Genomic DNA, 17,541 nt, shown 5'->3' with positions numbered 1-17,541 from the left:
CTTGGAGAGAGTAATGAAAGTATTGGTAGCGATTAAGCGTGTAATTGACCCGTATACAAAAGTTAGGATAAAGGCCGACGAGTCTGGTGTTGAGACAGACAACGTAAAAATGACCATTAATCCATTTTGCGAAATAGCCGTTGAAGAAGCGATTCGACTTAAAGAAAGTGGTGCTGCGAGTGAAGTCGTCGTGGTTTCAATTGGTTCGGCTGTGTGTCAGGAGCAGCTCAGAAGCGCGCTGGCTCTTGGGGCAGATAGAGCGATTCACCTTGATACCGAAAAAACGTGCCAACCACTTGTCGTCGCCAAACTACTTAAAGCTATTGCGCTGCAAGAGGAGGCACAACTGATACTGTTGGGTAAGCAATCGATCGATAATGACAACAATCAGGTCGCGCAAATGTTGGCCGCGCTTATGACCTGTCCTCAGGCAACATTCGCGTCGAACATACAGATTGAAAGTGATAAAGCGATTGTGACGCGAGAGATTGATGGTGGCTTAGAGACACTACAAATATCGTTACCTGCTGTTGTAAGTACCGACCTGAGATTAAATGAGCCGAGATATGCGTCACTGCCTAATATTATGAAAGCGAAGAAAAAACCATTAGATGTCGTCGAGGCGGAGTCTCTTGGAATCGAGATTAAATCTTCGCAGCAGACGCTGCAAGTCTTTGCACCACCGAAGCGAAAAGCAGGCGTTATGGTCGCTAGTGTTACTGAGCTTGTCGACAAACTTAAAAATGAAGCGAAAGTGATTGAATAGGGGATAGCAATGAGTGAAATCAAAGTCTTAGTGTTAGCACAGCACGATAACCAGACCCCGAGCGCAGATTTTTTATCCACGTTATCGGCGGCAAAATCGATCATTGATTCAGCAGGGAGCGGTTCGGTCGATGCTCTGGTTGTGGGCTGTCACTGTGACAATGTTGCCCAGTTGATTAAGCAGTCGTCCTTGCTAGAACGCGTCCTTGTCGCTGATAACGCATGCTACGAAGATATGCTTGCAGAGAACCTTGCTGAAGTCGTCAAGCAAGTAGGCGTTGAATACAGCCACGTATTAGCGCCAGCCAATACTTTCGGTAAAGACGTCTTACCAAGAGTGGCCGCGCTGCTCGATGTTGAAATGCTGTCAGACGTGATGGCAATAGAAAGCGTTGATACGGTAGTACGTCCTATCTATGCGGGTAACGCATTAGCCAGAGTACGCTCAGAAGACGTGATAAAAGTGATGACGATACGCTCAACGGCTTTCGATAAAATGCCATTGGATGATGGTGGTTCAGCTCAACTAGTAACCCTTGATACTCATATCGCTAGCCAAGGTACTCAATTGGTAAGCCGAGAAAGCGCGCAGTGTGACCGACCTGAATTGTCTAGCGCAAACGTGGTGATCTCTGGTGGCCGAGGGTTGGGCAGTAAAGAGAATTTCGCCTTAGTTGAAAAGTTGGCCGATAAACTCGGTGGTGCAATTGGCGCTTCACGAGCGGCGGTTGATGCAGGATTCGTTACTAACGATCTACAGGTAGGGCAAACGGGTAAGATTGTTGCACCAAACTTGTATATCGCGGTGGGAATATCTGGGGCAATTCAGCACTTAGCAGGTATGAAGGATTCGAAAGTCATTGTCGCGATTAACAGTGACCCCGATGCCGCTATTTTCGAGATAGCAGATTACGGGCTAGTGGGAGATCTGTTTGAGATTCTTCCAGAGCTAATTGAATCAGTTTAGTGTTCCGGCGTGCGGATAATACAGGTAAAACACTGATAACTTAATTGTTTAGTTCATAAAGTGCATAAAGAATATAAGCGGTACTTTAAAACATAAAGATTACTGTTACCGCTTTTAATCTATCGATAACATCTTCTTAATAAGTTGCAAAAATAACAATAAGCAAGTTAAAAAGGAAGTACGATGTTTGCCGAGAGATTCACTCTACAAACCCGCCTAATTTTGGCGGTCATTTTGCCATGTTTGGCATTAGGGTTAGTGGGAATTGCTAGCCTTAACAGTATGCAAGGGATTCAAAATCAGTCTGAAAAGCTCTATTCCAATACCTCTTCCCCGATGCGCGCCATGGCAGAGGTTGCTTCTCGAATTCCGCGTATGCGCGTCGGAATCGACATGATGCTACTTCAAGATAGCTCGCTGCGTGATGAGAAGGGTGTGTTGACTCGCGTTAAAGAAACGCGCTTAGAAGATATCCCTGAAATGCGTCAAGCCATTCAGTATGCGGTTGAAGCGCAGGTGATTCCTGAACAGAAAGCTGAAGTGGAAGCGCTACTCAAAGAGTTTGAACGCATGGTGAGTCAAGAGTTAAACCCTATGTTGGCTGCGTTTGAGAATGGCGATATGGAGACCGCGCGTCAAATCTACAAATCGAAGTACGCGAAAACTTATGGTGTATTACGTAAGCATGCTAATAGGATCCTAGATGCTCTTTTGGTTCAGGCCGAAACTCAGTTCAAAGTTAGCAACGCAAGTTACGAGTCTGGTCAGAATCGATTGTTCTTGATTATCGGATTGGGCGTTCTAATTTCGGGTGCTTTCTCGGTCATTATCATATCCAGTCTAAAAAAACGTGTTGCTTACCTTCAGTCATCTATGTCTACGGCAGCGCAAGAGATGTCATTGGATACACGTATTGATTTGAAGGGCAAAGATGAACTAGCTGGTATCGCTGGGAGCTTTAATGACTTCATAAGCCGTGTGCATGAGTCTATTCAAAATGTGGCGATGAATTCCCAAGAGCTCGCCACAACGGCTCAACAAGTGTCAGACCACGCAGCACTGACACAAGGGCATTGTACCTCACAGCGTGACAGAACGACTCAGGTTGCGACGGCGATTCATCAGCTAGGTGCGACCGTAGAAGAAGTCGCCTCAAATGCATCGCAAGCCGCGCAAGTCGCGAAACAAGCGACCGAACAGGCCCAAAGTGGTGGTGAAGTGGTTGATGGTGCCTCAACGCAAATTGATAGCTTAAGACAAGATCTAGAGCAAGCAACAGACGTTGTTGAGTCGTTAGCCGTGCAAGTTGAAGACATCAGTTCAATTTTGGATACCATTCGAGGTATATCTGAGCAAACCAACTTACTGGCACTCAATGCGGCCATTGAAGCAGCGCGAGCAGGCGAGCAAGGAAGAGGGTTTGCCGTTGTTGCTGATGAAGTGCGTAAGCTAGCCAGCCTATCTGCTGATTCAACCGAAGAAATTCAAGGTGTGATAAATCGCCTCCAAGAAGAGTCGACCAAAGCGGTTAGTGCGATGAGTAATGGGCGAGACCAAAGCGCAATTGTGGTGGATAAAGCAGCCGAAGCTAACTCGTCGCTAAAACAGATCAGTGCGCATATCTCGCATATTAGCGATCAGAATATCCAAGTGGCGACAGCGACAGAAGAGCAGTCTAGCGTGGTTGGAGAGATTAACCGCAATGTTGAAGACATTAACTTGCTCACTGAAGAGACAGCGAATGTGGCTCAGCAACTCAACTCTAGCAGTAGTCATTTAAAACAGCTCTCTGGGCAGCTTGACACGCTGGTGGGTAACTTTAAACTCTAATATGAAAGCGAAAAGGGAGCACAAGGCGTGCTCCCTTTAATTTTATAGCTAACAGACCCAAGTTAACCTTTGGGCTTCTGCAAATGTTCGACCAGCTTCTTAGTAAACCTCGCCGCTTCGCCACCTGTACAAGCTCGGTGGTCAAACGTGATCGATAGAGGCATGACTTTAACCGAAACCGGCTTGTCATCTTTCATCACAACACGGTCGATAATGCGCCCCGCACCCACGATGGCTACTTGTGGCGGAGATACGACCGGAGTGGCAAATATGCCCGCAATTGCGCCAAAGTTAGACAAGGTTATCGTCGCATTTTGGAGGCTTTCTCGACCAATCTTACGCTCTCTGATCCCCTTGACGGTTTCATCGAGCCACTGACGAACTTGATTGCCTTCAAATTCATCTGCGTGTTTAAGAACTGGCACATAAAGCCCATGACTACTGTCAACGGCAATACCAATATTGACTCTACTGTGTACGCAGCGCGTCATGGTTTCTGCATCAAACCATGCATTGAGTGCTGGTTCTTCTTGGCAGGCATAGACGACCGCTTTAATCAGTCGGCCAGAGATATCTTCATTTGCTAGCCAGTCGCCTAAGTTTGCTTCCTCGGATATGGTCACCGCAGCAACATGATGATGAGACTCCGACATAGTTGACACCATGGTTCTGCGCGCACCTTTGAGCACTTCAGTCCCTGGGCTTTGTTTACGAGCCTCGTTATAAATATCGCTATCGTTGATCATGCCGTTAGGGCCAGTCCCTTTGACTGTCTTGAGTTCTACACCCAGCTTTTTGGCTAGCAGACGAGCTGAGGGAAGTGCTGTGATGAGTTCATCGGCGGAAGGGTTATGTGTGCTACCAATCCAAAAATCATCCACATCGACATGATGAGCCGCTTGCGAGACGTTACCAACCACAGTTGCGGCATCTTGTTGTTTTGCCTGACTCACCGTCGAGCCGACCAATTCAGGTTGCTCTTCTATTTCTAGGAGTAGAGCGCCAATATTGATCACATCGCCTGCCTCGCCATGGCGACTGACGACAACACCAGAGTAGGGAGCAGGGACTTCGACCACAGCTTTGGCGGTTTCTACGGTTAACACAACTTGATCGAGCTCGACAGAGTCACCGACTTTAATGTGCCATTCAACGATTTCAGACTCGGCTAATCCTTCGCCTAGGTCAGGTAATAAGAAGCTTTTCATTTCCAACCCTCCACCAATTCTCGCGCAGCTAGCACGATATCTTGCTCTTGAATCATGAAGTAATCTTCATTGCGGTAATAAGGCATGATGGTATCCATTCCTGTGACTCTCCGTGGTGGCGCTTTGAGTAAACACATGGCGTGTTCGGCAGTTCGAGCGAGAATTTCAGCGCCTACGCCACACGTGCGACTTGCTTCGTGAACGACCAACAACCTACCCGTTTTCTCTAATGATCTTAGGATGGTGTCCATGTCGATGGGTTTTATTGACGCTAGATCAATGACTTCAGCTTCAATTCCTTGAGTCGAGAGCGTTTGCGCTGCTTGCAATGATTCAACGACGCACGCGCCCCAAGTCACTAAGGTAATGTCTCGCCCTTTGCGTAAGGTAAAGCAAGTATCGAGTGGAAGAGCTTCTCCGCTATCAACAACCTCAGACTTAACGGTGCGGTAGATACGTTTGGGTTCGAAAAACATGACAGGATCGTTGCTACGAATAGAAGCGAGAAGCAATCCATAAGCTCGTTGCGGCGAAGATGGGATCACCACTTTAAAGCCAGCTGTATGGGCAAATAAAGCTTCGACGCTTTCAGAGTGATGCTCTGGTGCGTGAATGCCCCCACCGAAAGGAGCTCTGAAAACTGCAGGGCAAGTTAATCGTCCGCGTGTGCGGTTGCGCATTCTCGCGGCATGGCACATCAAGTGCTCCAAGGCAGGGAATACGAATCCTTGAAACTGAAACTCAGCGACGGGCCGTAAACCTTGGCTCGCCATCCCGACAGCGACACCGCCAATGAGCGCTTCTGCGAGCGGGGAGTCGATAACTCGTCTTAAGCCAAACTTCTCTTTTAGCCCAACGGTAGCACGGAATACTCCACCGTTATCGCCAACATCCTCACCAAGAACAATCACGCTTTGGTCTTTGTTCATCTCATGATGCAGTGCAAGGTTGACTGCTTCTACTAACGTCAACTCAGCCATGTTTGCCTCCTTGCATGCGCATTGCTTTGTTGATCAATAAATCTCGCTGCTGGTTTAACTCAGCAGGTGCGTGTTCATAAAGATAATCAAATGCACTTTCCGGAGCCTGTGGTGGAAGGTTCATGTAGTGGTCGACGGCAATCTCGACTTGCTCTTTACACGCTAACAACCAGGTCTCTTCTTGGGCGTCACTCCAAGCACCTTGATTGATTAAGAAGGCTTTCAACCGTTTAATTGGTTCGAACTGCCAAGCTTGATTAAGCTCATCATCACTACGATAGCGGCTTGCGTCATCAGCGGTTGTATGGTCACTGAGTCGATAGCTCACCGCCTCAATTAGGGTAGGCCCTTTACCTTTTCTTGCTCTATCTAATGCGGCAAGTACGGTGTCATAGACCGCAACCACATCGTTGCCATCGACGGTCACGCCATGAATGCCAGCGCCTTTTGCTTTGTCAGATAAAAACTCAGCAGCGGATTGAAGAGTTCTTGGGACAGAAATTGCCCACTGGTTGTTATTCACCACAAATACCAGTGGTAAATTCCAAGTACCGGCACAGTTGATACTTTCTAGGAAATCCCCTTTTGATGTCGCGCCATCACCACAGGTGACTAAAGCAGCGTGGTGTTGGTTCTCGATTTTTAGCGCAGCAGCGACACCGACCGCGTGTGTACACTGAGTAGCAATGGGCACACAGAAGGGTAAGTCTCGACAATGTTCTGGAGCCTCACCATTGGCTGGCGTTACGTGAAAGTCGCTTCCTCTCTCATCACCTCCCCAATATTGGAGGTTTTTCTCCATCGGGATACCACGGACCCACATTGCGGGCATATCACGGTAATAGGGAATAAACACATCGCTTGGATGCATGGCATGGCCAATGGCAACGCCATAAGCTTCCGAACCTAAGTGAGAAGGGTAGGTACCGAGTTTGCCCGTTCGTTGTAGGGCAACCGCTTTGTTGTCATAGGTACGGGTGAGAACCATATCCTTATAAAAGGCGGTTAACGTCGTTAAGTCTGCCCAAGCTGGCAACTGGTTTATTGATACACCTTCGTGGTCAATAAAGCGCAGCATGGGTAGTGTCTGAACATTCATTACTATCTCCTTTTTGTTTCGCAGAGATGGATCGCACCAAAGAGAAACGATGTATGACTCAGCGACCATGTTTCGGTCATGAAGAGCCAAGATAGATACTTAAATTTCATACAACTTGTTGGCAATAACTAAAACAACCTACTGAGTTTTCGATTCGTTGCGCTTTATTAAGCTGCAAACTTGAGTTAAACCAGAGATCAATTTCGAGAATTGCACTTAAAGATAAGTGTAACCAAAATGTTAAATTTTGCTTGTTGGGTGTTTGTTTGAAGAGTAAAGCTGAGCTTACAGTCGGGAGCTAGGTGGAGAAAAATGCCAGTTTTAAACAGCGGCGTGGTGAAAAACTAGACAATTATACTTAGGTTGAAATACTTGGTGGAATATTGGTTTGCAAATTCAGAAATAGAAAAATGTGTAAATGAGTGTCTCTAAAATGAAAAAACAGCAGACCGAAGCCTGCTGTTATTCATCGTTATTTACATTTCGAACTAGTCTGGTTGTTCAGCCAAGTTTTGTTTTTGCTGTACCTTGTAGACCTTGCCTGCGTTAAAGCGTTCTAGGTAGTCTGCTAGGTCGCGCTTCACTTCCGGAACTAGGATGTATAGACCTACAATGTTCACAAGAGCCATTGCAAAGATCATCGCGTCAGAGAAGTCGATAACTGGGCCTAAGTTCATTGCTGCACCAATGACAACAAAGATACAGAATTTCACTTTAAAGATAAGCTCGGCTGTTTTGCTCTCACCGAATAGGTAAGTCCAAGCTTTCAGGCCGTAGTATGACCAAGAGATCATGGTAGAGAAAGCGAACAGTACCACAGCAATTGCAAGGATATATGGGAACCAGCTAATTGCGCTACCGAATGCAGCAGACGTTAGCTCTACACCAGCAAGGCCGGTATCCGTGTCTAGGTAACCAGTAATGATGATAACTAGGGCAGTCATCGTACAGATAACCACGGTATCAATGAACGGTTCTAGTAGAGATACGAAACCTTCAGACATTGGCTCTTTGGTTTTTACTGCTGAGTGAGCAATTGCTGCCGAACCAACACCCGCCTCGTTCGAGAACGCTGCACGTTTGAAGCCTTGGATAAGCACACCGATCACACCACCCGCAATACCTTCACCGGTGAACGCACCGTTAAAGATAGCGCTAAATGCATCATCAATGCGGTCGAAGTTCATTAGGATAATGATAAGAGCAGCACCGACATAAATCGTCGCCATGAACGGAACCACTTTCTCCGTTACCTTAGCGATAGATTTAATACCACCGATGATAACGATACCCACGATCACCGCTAGGATTAGACCGAATAGCCAACCTTTGTCTGCGAAGAATGACGCATCGCCACCAGTTACGCCGACAACCTGCTTGAACGCTTGGTTAGCTTGGAACATGTTACCGCCACCAAGAGAACCACCGATTGCAAATACCGAGAACAGAACCGCTAGGGTACGGCCAAATGCTGCGTTACCGCGTTTAGCCAGACCTTTGCTTAGGTAGTACATAGGACCACCAGAAACAGAGCCGTCTGGGTTGGTGTTACGATACTTCACACCCAGTGCACACTCTACAAACTTACTGGACATACCGAGTAGGCCAGCAAGAATCATCCAGAATGTCGCACCAGCACCACCGATTGAAACCGCAACGGCCACACCAGCGATGTTACCCAAACCAACGGTACCTGAAAGTGCAGTGGTTAGAGCTTGGAAGTGAGAAACCTCACCCTCTTCTTTTGCTTTAGGATCAGAGAACTTGCCTGATACAAGTTGAACCGCGTGCTTAAAGCCGCGAACGTTAATGAAGCCTAAGTAGAAAGTAAAAAAGCTAGCTGCAACAACTAACCAAAGAACAATCCACGGCACCTGTACGTCAGTAAAAGGGAACGGAATAGTCGAAAAGATCATTCCTACAAAAGGGTTAACGATAGGTGCAACGACTTCGTTGATTTTGTCATCCAAACTGGATGCTGCAGCGCTACCTGCAAATAGACTCGCCAATACGGCTAGCGAAATACGCTTTGTCATGCTTTTCCTGCCTGTAAATAGGTGTTTATATGAATAATATTTATATGATGTTGTGTTTTGTTACATTTATGTAACGTTTGCTATTATTCACTTTATAAATACCTAAGCAACATCTTTGGCGGAAAATATGATCCAGCAAACAATTCTGATTTTTACTAACTTTATGCGACCATTTTGAACTTATTCACTGGTTTTTGATGAAATATAGGTGAAATAGACAATTAATATCTTAGCGAATTAGTCGGATATTTGGCGTTATCTATAAATATATAAAACTGTATGATTACTAATTGACCAGTAAAACATGACGGATTATGTGGTGATTTTAGATGAAAATGGTGAATATGCGCGGTTTGTGCATTAAAATTCATGAGGTGAATGGTTTGTTGTTATTTGATAAATAAGTAAGGTTAATTTCAGTTTGTAAAGGCAAAGACGTCGCGCGTATTCCGTCACTTCGCTGTCATATTAGAGAGGTAACTTACGCCAGCAGAAATTCTAATCGATGTTATTCAGACGATTAGATGGGTTACGTAGGTAAAAGAACTCAGAAGAAAATGGCAAAGAGAACGCACGAATTAGATGAAGTGATCATCAGTGAACTACAAAGTCATGGCTATATAAAAAGTGAAGCGGAAGCCTACTTAAAGCGACACGTTTACAACTTAAATAAAAGTGAAGTGGCTACCATCAAAAATTACGCAGAACACTTTGGATTGAGCGCGAAAGAAAAGCTGATTGAAGACATACTCGAACTGCGACGAGAAAGTATCTTGCTAAAACTTACGGAACAGGCCTCTTGTGTGTAATGTGTTTAGAAACATTGTCTTTTGGTTTGCGCGTGAGTGAAAGGCAAACTCACTCAAACTTGCAACTGATGCTTGTTATGCAAGTAGGACAAATCTTATAAGGCAAACAACCCTTAGTGTTGTAATAAATTGAAGCCACAACAAATGGTAGGGGTGTAGGTGATACCCTATATAAAACAGAAACTTAACACGGTTAGCTTTGTGTAAAATCTCCACCTATCTAGATTGCATTTAATGAAATCAGGAGTACGATGCGCGCCATCCAAATATAAGTGGTGGTAATCATGAAATCTAACGCATTAAAAATTGCAATCGTAACGGCTCTTGGTCTTTCTTCTTTAACAGGCTGTATGGGTCAAATGGCGACAACTGGTATCGTTTCAAAATTCAACTTAGAAGTGGTAGATAATCGCTACGGTCGTGCTGGGATGTTCATCCTACTTTCTCCTGTTTATGGTATTGCAGGTGCGGCTGACTTATTTGTTATCAACTCAATTGAATTCTGGACTGGGAAAAATCCAGTATCGGGTAAATCACCAGCAGTTGTTGACACTCCAACCAAGAATTACATCAAAGTAAACGACAAGTTGGACAACTCTCTAAAAGAAGTGCCTTTAGCGAGCAACTCAGAAATTGATCATGCGACAATGAACCAGATCGATGCCGACACTCTGCAAATGGATGTCACGTACGCTAATGGCTCAAAACAAACGCTTCGTGGTGAAAGATTAGCTAAAGGTGTCGCGTTCTATTTAGACAATCAGTATGTCACAACGGTTTCAAACATTGAGCTAACAGACTACGTTGCTTCTGCGCATATCTAAAACGTCGCTATAAACTTCGTAGTTACAACAGATTAAATCCCCGCCAGCCGGGGATTTTTACATTTTTCGTCAGGGGAATAATACGAAAGTTTATAATTTTACTGATACATATATTTAACAATAATATCCAAAACGCTATAGTAAGGATTGAACAAACTATAGGAGTTAAAGGATGAAACTCACGATATCAGGGAAGTTACAGCTGAGTTTTCTGTCGCTTGCAGTACTTTTTATCGTTTCCGCGTTCTTTATTTATCGCAGCTTAATCACCGTTGAAACCCATACCGCATCGCTATTAAACCGAGATCTGCCAACTGTTGATGCAGGACGTTCTATTCAACAATCCATCCACGCTACCGTCTCGTCCCTGAGAGCCTACATGTTGTTAGGAGGTGATGAAGCAACAGGGGAAGCTGAAAAAGCGAAACTCGATCAGTCGCTTCTGGTAGTGGATGAATCATTGCCTAAGCTAGAGCCTCTACTCACTGAAGAAAATTATCAACAAATCCTTTCCCAGTGGACCTTGGTTGCTCAGTCACTCAATGATATTGCTGAACTTAGCCATACCGATGAAAACCTTCCGGCTCACTCACTATTTATTAACGAAGCCGCACCGATTGCTGAAGTCGCACTCGATCAGCTTCAGGGTCTAATTAATGATGAAGCGGGTAACAAAGAAGGGGGGGAGCGTAAGCGATTGTTTAGGCTCTACGCCGACAGTTATACCTCTTTAGCTAATGCATTATCTTCTATGCGTGACTTTCTCCTTTATGGAAAGCAGGAACATTTAGATAAATACCAAGATTTTCTCAAGGCGCATGCTAAGTCAGTCAAAGAGATTGATTCTAAAGTTGCCTTGTTATCGAGTAGTGACCAAGGGTTATGGGATCTGTTCAAAGAGATGCAACAGCTCTATTTCCCTTTAGCTGATCAGGTGGTTGAATTACGCCGCTCAAGTGATTGGAATATCGCTAACCAAAAAATGGCCAATGAATTAGTGCCAGCGGTGACTGCATTAGACTCTAATCTTGACTCAATCATTAATCAGCAGCAGTCCGTTGCAGATCAAAGCGGTCAGGGAATCTTTAATTCAGTGACGAGCGTAATCTCACTATTGGTGGCTTCAATTGCTATTGTGGTGATTGTCGCTGCAACAACGGCGCACTTTATGGGTAAGAGCATTGGTCGCCGAGTTAAGACGATTTCTAAACGCGCACAATCGATCGCCAATGGTGACGTTTCACAATCTGCTTTGCCAATTGAAGGTAGTGATGAGTTGGCAAGTTTAACTCGCTCAATTAACAAGATGAATGATGAACTGGCCGCCATTGTTAAGGGTGTGAGCAATAAGGCTTCAACGGTAAGCGACAGTATGAACGCCTTACTTGATGCTAACGCGAAAACGGTACATCAGGTCGAAAGCCAGAAATCTACGATGGAGCTAGTAGGGCATCAAGTGACGGATGTCAGCCATTCTGCAACTGATACTGCCACACAGGCCGAGCAATCAGCGAGCAAACTATCTGAGTCTCGGGCACAGATAGAACTGGGCTCTCAAGCACTCGACCTCAACAAGACCACGGTGGGCTTACTGCATGCCACGATTGAAAAAGCCAGTGAACAGGTCGACGCGTTGAGCAAAGAGAGCGAAGCTATAGGCCGAGTGACCGAAGTGATTGAAGGACTTGCTGAACAGACAAACTTGCTTGCTCTTAATGCCGCGATAGAGGCAGCGCGAGCAGGCGAATATGGACGAGGTTTTGCTGTGGTGGCAGATGAAGTGCGCCTACTTGCTACTCGAACAACCGAATCCACAACTGAAATCAATAACATAGTGAATGCAATCCAATCGTCAACGGCGGCTGTTGTTGGTGAAATTGATAAGAGTAAGTCTCTCGCAGAAGAGGGGGCTAACCATACGGAGCAAGCATACGGCACGTTAAGCTCGACGACACAACAGATCGAAGAACTGAACCAACAGATGCAAGATCTATTGAGCTCGGCGCAGCAGCAGTCTCAAGCAACTGATGAAATCCAATTGCTGATGAATAAGGTGATTGAATCCGTTGAAGGGGTCGCTGATATATCGCAATTCTCTTCTGAAATCTCGAATCAAGTTCGAGGGCAAGTTGATGAATTGAACGGGGAAATGAGCCGTTTTCAGATTTCTTAATCAGTGTTGAAAACTTATCGAGTGATCTCTCATTCTTCAACCAGAGAGAGACCATCAAATCGAAGGATCATCTATACCTAATATATCAATAACATAAAGCTCAATAATCGATTTATTGAGCTTACTTTTTTAGGGACAACAGTGCTTCGAATCTTACTTAGCCTATTGGCTGTTCTAGCTTGTATTTCGGCAAATGCTGAGCCACTCGACAAGCTCGTTATTGCTAATTCTAAGGCATGGAAACCTTTCTCATTTATCAACCATAAGGGCGATCCTGACGGTATTCTCGTTGACTACTGGCGAGAGTATGGACGCAAGAATAACGTCGAAATAGAATTTCTGTTACTTGATTGGCAAGCATCTCTCGATGCGGTTCGAGATGGGCAAGCGGATATTCATGCCGGTTTATTATGGTCTGAGCAACGTGACAGTTATTTGGACTATGCCCCCGAAATTCTCTCGATTGACACCCAGATGTACATTGGTCAGGCGTTGATAGGCACTAACCTTGATGCTTTTATGCTCGGTGAACATCAACATTTGGTTGGCGTTGTGGCTGGTGGTTATGAAGAGGAATTCACAAGGCGCCATTTCCCCAATTTGAATCTAATTAGCTATTCTAATAACCAATTGATGATAGAAGCGGCATTTAGTGGAGAGCTCGATGCCTTTGTTGCCGATTTGCAAGTGGCTAATTTTTATCTGTTTAGCAGTGATGAACCTCAGCGTTTTATTGGTGTAAGGCACCTTTATTCCGGGAACTTACGCGCAGCGGTGAGTGAAGGGAACACCGCGCTACAACAGCAAATAACACGTGGCATCAATGAATTCGGCAATGATGAGAAGCAGCAGATCTTTAACCGCTGGATGTATGTCAGTACCGTCTATCCCGACTATCTTGTCCCAGTCGCAGCCTTGGTTATTGGCATTGTTACCTTGAGCTATATCATCGCTCTCAAACTTACGGTGAAAGTCAGAACCAATGCCCTAGAGCAGGCCAACTTAGAGCTTAAAACGCTCTCAGAAACGGACCAACTCACAGAGCTCAGTAATCGGCGTCATTTTGTTAATGAGTTTCAACAAAGGCTGAAAGAAGGGGGATCGATGAGCGTGATGATTTTTGATATCGACGACTTTAAACAGATTAACGATAGCTATGGTCATCAAAGCGGAGACATTATTATCAAAAGCGTCGCACATGCGGCGAGTAACATTCTACCTGAACACCATTTGATTGGCCGGATCGGAGGAGAGGAGTTTGCTATTTTTCTTTGTGGCGAGACTTACGAAGCGTCAGTTGTCGTTGCTGAGCAAGTATGTGCCGCTGTGCGTAAGGTTAAACTGCTGGAAGATAGCGAACGCAAAGTCTCGGTCAGCTTAGGCTGTGCTTACTACCCGAGCACAGACTTAAACCCATCACTATCTGATGCCGACCACCTGATGTACCAATCTAAAACCAATGGCAAAGATCGCGTGACCGCCAAAGTGTTCAGTTAGGCTTGAGTGAGCGTAAAAACATCAACCAAACACTAAAGTGATGCTAACTTCACCACTTAACCTGAATATTGAAAGAAAACACTTTTCTTTTCAGTTATCTGTGGCATATTGAATTTGTCTTCACGATGATGCGTGCATCGTATAATGGCTATTACCTCAGCCTTCCAAGCTGATGATGCGGGTTCGATTCCCGCTGCACGCTCCAAGCCTTTTTAGGCTATCTCATCTCGATGCGTACTTCGTATAATGGCTATTACCTCAGCCTTCCAAGCTGATGATGCGGGTTCGATTCCCGCAGTACGCTCCAAAATCTCTTCGATTTACCTTATTAATGCTGGGTCAAACACGGTTGAGCGGTTTCTTCCCGATTGTTTCGAGAAATAGAGTGATTTATCGGCATGCTCTAACCAAGTCAAATGGCTAGTTTGGTAAGGCGATAATTCGCATATGCCGAGGCTGATGGTGTATTTCACTGAATGATGCTCACAGTCAACGCTCGCTTGCTCAATACGTTTACGTAGTCGTTCAGTAAAATAGAGAGCTTGAGCGGCGCAGGTTCCCGGTAGCAGTACAGTGAACTCTTCACCGCCATATCTACCACAGACATCAGAGCCGCGAGAGGCTTTTCTCAGTTCACTCGCAGTGTGGCGAATGACTTCATCACCGACTGTGTGCCCGTAGGTGTCATTTACTCGCTTGAAGTGGTCGATATCAAATATAACCAGAGATGAACTCGCTCCCGTCACTTGGCAATGTTCGAACTCTTTTTGTAAGCAACTTTCCCAATGCGCTCGGTTAAATAGCTTAGTGAGACCATCAGTTCTGCTCAGGTCAGACAGCTTTTGATTGGAATCAGTAAGGTGAATTTTGTTTTTTGCTATGTCACTGACATCATTGATGATGATACTTACATGTGACACCTCACCGTTAACAGAGGTGAGAGGAGAGAAGGTGATGTTCTGGCGCATCTCCTTCAGGCCGTTAGATATTGGACTGAAGTTTTTGAATTTGAACAGAAATGGGCGATCTTCCCAGCAAGAGAAGCCGCGGCTATTCAACGTAAATGCCGTACTGACTTTGCTGCGAAGCCAGAGTTCAGGCAAGTCATCGACCGCGTCAAAAAGGGTTTTACCGAGAATCTTTTCGGCACTGATTCCGCTATAAGATTGCATAAAGGTGTTCCAGACACAGACCTTGTATTCTCGATCAATGACGATCAGCCCTGCATCTAAATCGCCAAGGATTTGCATTACCCAATGTAAGTCGCCGATATCTGTGGAGTTCACAATACACTCTCCAAAATGTCTTCAATTGCATTCAAAGATTCATAATCCATCAAGAAAATGATGTCGCAGGCGATATCTAGATTCTCCGCTTTGTAAACGAACTCTATGGTAAAAATATCCTGCTCATAGTCTTTCAGAAATTGGTCGCAACCCAGTGAAACTTGCAACAGCTCTTTTTCTAAAACGATCGGTTGGCGCAGCGAAATTGCAATGTCTAGTTGTTTACTGAAAGAGTTGAGAAATGATGAGACCAACAAATTGGATAGATCGAGAATCACCTCATTGACTGAGCTGCTAAGGGCGTCATCGTCTGAGCGAGCGAGCAGCTCAAATCCAGAGCCATGCAGGCAGACTAAAGCTTCACCATTAATACCGTTGCCAACGAATCGTTGTGAGACAGCACGAGATTCAGAATTGTTAACGATATCTTGAACCGTCATAGTCAGTTCGGACTGATGTAATGAAGCCACGTTAGGTAGGGGCATCTCGATAAAACGACCCATTTGCTGAGCAATTAATGAAGCACTCGCCCCTAGCGCAACGTTACTCATTTCACGAATCGCCGCCATTAAATCGATGGGTTTGCTACTTTGCTGGTTTGGTCTGACGTCGGTATTTCTTAAAGGTAATCGATAGTGGTCAAATAGTGCGATTAAATCGGAGGTGACAAAAGGCTTCTCGATAAAGTGCTGGGCACCTAAATCCATACATCGAGATTTGGCCTCTGACTGAATGTCACCTGAAACCACTACCACTTGAGTAGGGTACGGGCTCACAGGCATTGAAGCTAGTACCTCAAAACCATCCATCACGGGCATGGTGAGGTCTAAGAAAAGCAGATCAATATTGTGAGCTAACATAACTTCGAGCGCTTCTTTGCCGTGCTCAGCCTGATGAATGGTGATATTGGTTGAGGGAGCAATTCTGCCGATGATTGATTTTCGGGCAATAACCGAGTCGTCACACACTAATATGTTCATTGTTGTAATTCGATAGCCTGTTACAAAGCGCCACTTAGATTGCAAAAGCGAAACTAAATTAATACTGTGACTTTGGTTCAAGTAATTTAACGATAATTAACACAGTTATCTCAATGAATTCACGTGCTTTTTAGAAAGCAGACCGGAAAATTGGAGGTTCGGCACAGAATTATTGAAATGAAACGGGGTGAGCCGCTAGCGAGACTTTTGATGTCGGTTGTTTATTTAGCTGCTGACAAATCATCCATGCCGTTTGGGTCACTTTAGCTAAATTTACCCCAGTGGAGATACCTAACCCTTGGCAAAGATAAAGTACATCTTCTGTGGCGACATTGCCCGCTGCCCCTTTCGCATAGGGACATCCACCTAATCCTGCGACGCTTGAATCAATGGTTGATACGCCCATGAGCAGTGCTTGGTATAAGTTGGCCAGCGCCTGTCCATAAGTATCATGAAAATGAGCAGCGACATGCGAAGGAGAGGTGGTCGAGAACACCGCCTCTAGGACATGGGCGACTTTTAAAGGAGTGCCTGTGCCTACCGTATCGCCAAGGGAAACTTCATAGCAGCCCATATCCAACATTTCCTGAGCAATATCCGCGACTTGTTTGGGAACGGTTGCCCCGTCGTAAGGGCAATCAATGATACAAGATAGGTAACCTCGAACGGGCAGATTATGCTTTGATGCCAACTCTATAACGTCTTCAAATCGCTCTAAACTCTGCGAAATCGAGCAGTTAATATTACGTTGGCAAAAACCTTCTGATGCCGCAGTGAATACCGCAACCTGATCCACACCACACTCAAGGGCTGATTCTAAACCACGAACATTGGGCGTTAAGGCCGAATAAATAATAGGGTGTTGGCGATTGATAGTCGCGAACACCTCACGGGAGTTGGCCATTTGCGGTATTTTAGATTCGGAAACAAAAGCGCCGGATTCAATATGAGTAAGGCCAGTTTGAGAGAGTTGATCAATCAACGCGACCTTAACATTAAGCGGGAGTGTAGCTTCATTCTGCAATCCGTCTCGGGGGCCGACCTCAACGATATTCACGGATTTGGGAAGCTTAATGTGTTGGCTCAT

The 17,541-nt window shown here is 45.3% G+C and carries 14 protein-coding genes and 2 tRNA genes; 9 read left to right on the top strand and 7 right to left on the bottom strand.

What is annotated here, in order from left to right; all coding sequences use genetic code 11:
- Window positions 1-13 precede the first annotated feature (13 nt).
- From LYZ37_RS20325 to LYZ37_RS20315, 3 genes are all read left to right on the top strand, one after another.
- Complete coding sequence (locus tag LYZ37_RS20325; RefSeq protein ID WP_272787358.1) at window positions 14-766, top strand: electron transfer flavoprotein subunit beta/FixA family protein; 753 nt, start codon at window positions 14-16, stop codon at window positions 764-766.
- A 9-nt stretch (window positions 767-775) separates the two neighbouring features.
- Window positions 776-1,732 carry an electron transfer flavoprotein subunit alpha/FixB family protein gene (locus LYZ37_RS20320; protein WP_272787357.1) on the top strand — a complete coding sequence of 319 codons (957 nt, stop codon included), beginning with the start codon at window positions 776-778 and terminating at the stop codon, window positions 1,730-1,732.
- Window positions 1,733-1,915: 183 nt separating this feature from the next.
- Window positions 1,916-3,562: a methyl-accepting chemotaxis protein gene (locus LYZ37_RS20315; RefSeq protein ID WP_272787356.1), complete on the top strand. Its 1,647-nt coding sequence runs from the start codon at window positions 1,916-1,918 to the stop codon at window positions 3,560-3,562.
- Window positions 3,563-3,624: 62 nt separating this feature from the next.
- Here the strand turns inward: LYZ37_RS20315 and LYZ37_RS20310 are convergent, their stop codons facing one another.
- From LYZ37_RS20310 to LYZ37_RS20295, 4 genes are all read right to left on the bottom strand, one after another.
- Window positions 3,625-4,770 carry a dihydrolipoamide acetyltransferase family protein gene (locus tag LYZ37_RS20310; RefSeq protein ID WP_272787355.1) on the bottom strand — a complete coding sequence of 382 codons (1,146 nt, stop codon included), beginning with the start codon at window positions 4,768-4,770 and terminating at the stop codon, window positions 3,625-3,627.
- Window positions 4,767-5,750: an alpha-ketoacid dehydrogenase subunit beta gene (locus tag LYZ37_RS20305; protein ID WP_004743087.1), complete on the bottom strand. Its 984-nt coding sequence runs from the start codon at window positions 5,748-5,750 to the stop codon at window positions 4,767-4,769. Before LYZ37_RS20305 ends, LYZ37_RS20310 begins: the two co-directional genes overlap by 4 nt.
- The gene (gene pdhA, locus LYZ37_RS20300; RefSeq protein WP_272787354.1) at window positions 5,743-6,849 is read right to left on the bottom strand and encodes a pyruvate dehydrogenase (acetyl-transferring) E1 component subunit alpha; all 1,107 of its coding nucleotides are present in this window, start codon (window positions 6,847-6,849) and stop codon (window positions 5,743-5,745) included. The genes LYZ37_RS20305 and pdhA overlap by 8 nt, the downstream gene beginning before the upstream one ends.
- A 488-nt stretch (window positions 6,850-7,337) precedes the next feature.
- Window positions 7,338-8,885, bottom strand: a complete 1,548-nt coding sequence (locus LYZ37_RS20295) for an alanine/glycine:cation symporter family protein (protein ID WP_171319717.1) — start codon at window positions 8,883-8,885, stop codon at window positions 7,338-7,340.
- Window positions 8,886-9,442: 557 nt separating this feature from the next.
- Here LYZ37_RS20295 and LYZ37_RS20290 point away from each other — a divergent pair.
- The 6 genes from LYZ37_RS20290 to LYZ37_RS20265 all read left to right on the top strand — a co-directional run bounded on the left by LYZ37_RS20290 (window position 9,443) and on the right by LYZ37_RS20265 (window position 14,495).
- Window positions 9,443-9,694, top strand: coding sequence for a hypothetical protein (locus tag LYZ37_RS20290; RefSeq protein ID WP_272787353.1), 252 nt, complete (start codon window positions 9,443-9,445; stop codon window positions 9,692-9,694).
- A gap of 284 nt (window positions 9,695-9,978) precedes the next feature.
- Complete coding sequence (locus tag LYZ37_RS20285; RefSeq protein WP_272787352.1) at window positions 9,979-10,518, top strand: DUF3332 domain-containing protein; 540 nt, start codon at window positions 9,979-9,981, stop codon at window positions 10,516-10,518.
- Between the two features lie 172 nt (window positions 10,519-10,690).
- Window positions 10,691-12,691, top strand: a complete 2,001-nt coding sequence (locus LYZ37_RS20280) for a HAMP domain-containing methyl-accepting chemotaxis protein (RefSeq protein ID WP_272787351.1) — start codon at window positions 10,691-10,693, stop codon at window positions 12,689-12,691.
- A 141-nt stretch (window positions 12,692-12,832) separates the two neighbouring features.
- Window positions 12,833-14,188 carry a transporter substrate-binding domain-containing diguanylate cyclase gene (locus LYZ37_RS20275; protein ID WP_272787350.1) on the top strand — a complete coding sequence of 452 codons (1,356 nt, stop codon included), beginning with the start codon at window positions 12,833-12,835 and terminating at the stop codon, window positions 14,186-14,188.
- Between the two features lie 130 nt (window positions 14,189-14,318).
- Window positions 14,319-14,393, top strand: a tRNA-Gly gene (locus LYZ37_RS20270).
- 27 nt (window positions 14,394-14,420) lie between these two features.
- Window positions 14,421-14,495 (top strand) — tRNA-Gly (locus tag LYZ37_RS20265).
- Window positions 14,496-14,508: 13 nt separating this feature from the next.
- On the opposite strand, the gene LYZ37_RS20260 is transcribed toward LYZ37_RS20265, so the two are convergent.
- From LYZ37_RS20260 to LYZ37_RS20250, 3 genes are all read right to left on the bottom strand, one after another.
- Window positions 14,509-15,438, bottom strand: a complete 930-nt coding sequence (locus LYZ37_RS20260; protein WP_420794642.1) for a sensor domain-containing diguanylate cyclase — start codon at window positions 15,436-15,438, stop codon at window positions 14,509-14,511.
- A 32-nt stretch (window positions 15,439-15,470) separates the two neighbouring features.
- The gene (locus tag LYZ37_RS20255; protein WP_272787348.1) at window positions 15,471-16,454 is read right to left on the bottom strand and encodes a response regulator; all 984 of its coding nucleotides are present in this window, start codon (window positions 16,452-16,454) and stop codon (window positions 15,471-15,473) included.
- A gap of 169 nt (window positions 16,455-16,623) precedes the next feature.
- Entirely contained in the window at window positions 16,624-17,541 is a 918-nt protein-coding gene (locus LYZ37_RS20250) for a hydroxymethylglutaryl-CoA lyase (protein WP_272787347.1), read from the bottom strand.

The organism is Vibrio tubiashii (assembly GCF_028551255.1).
GTDB classification, from domain to species: domain Bacteria; phylum Pseudomonadota; class Gammaproteobacteria; order Enterobacterales; family Vibrionaceae; genus Vibrio; species Vibrio tubiashii_B.
This window is presented reverse-complemented; position numbering and strand designations above follow the sequence as displayed.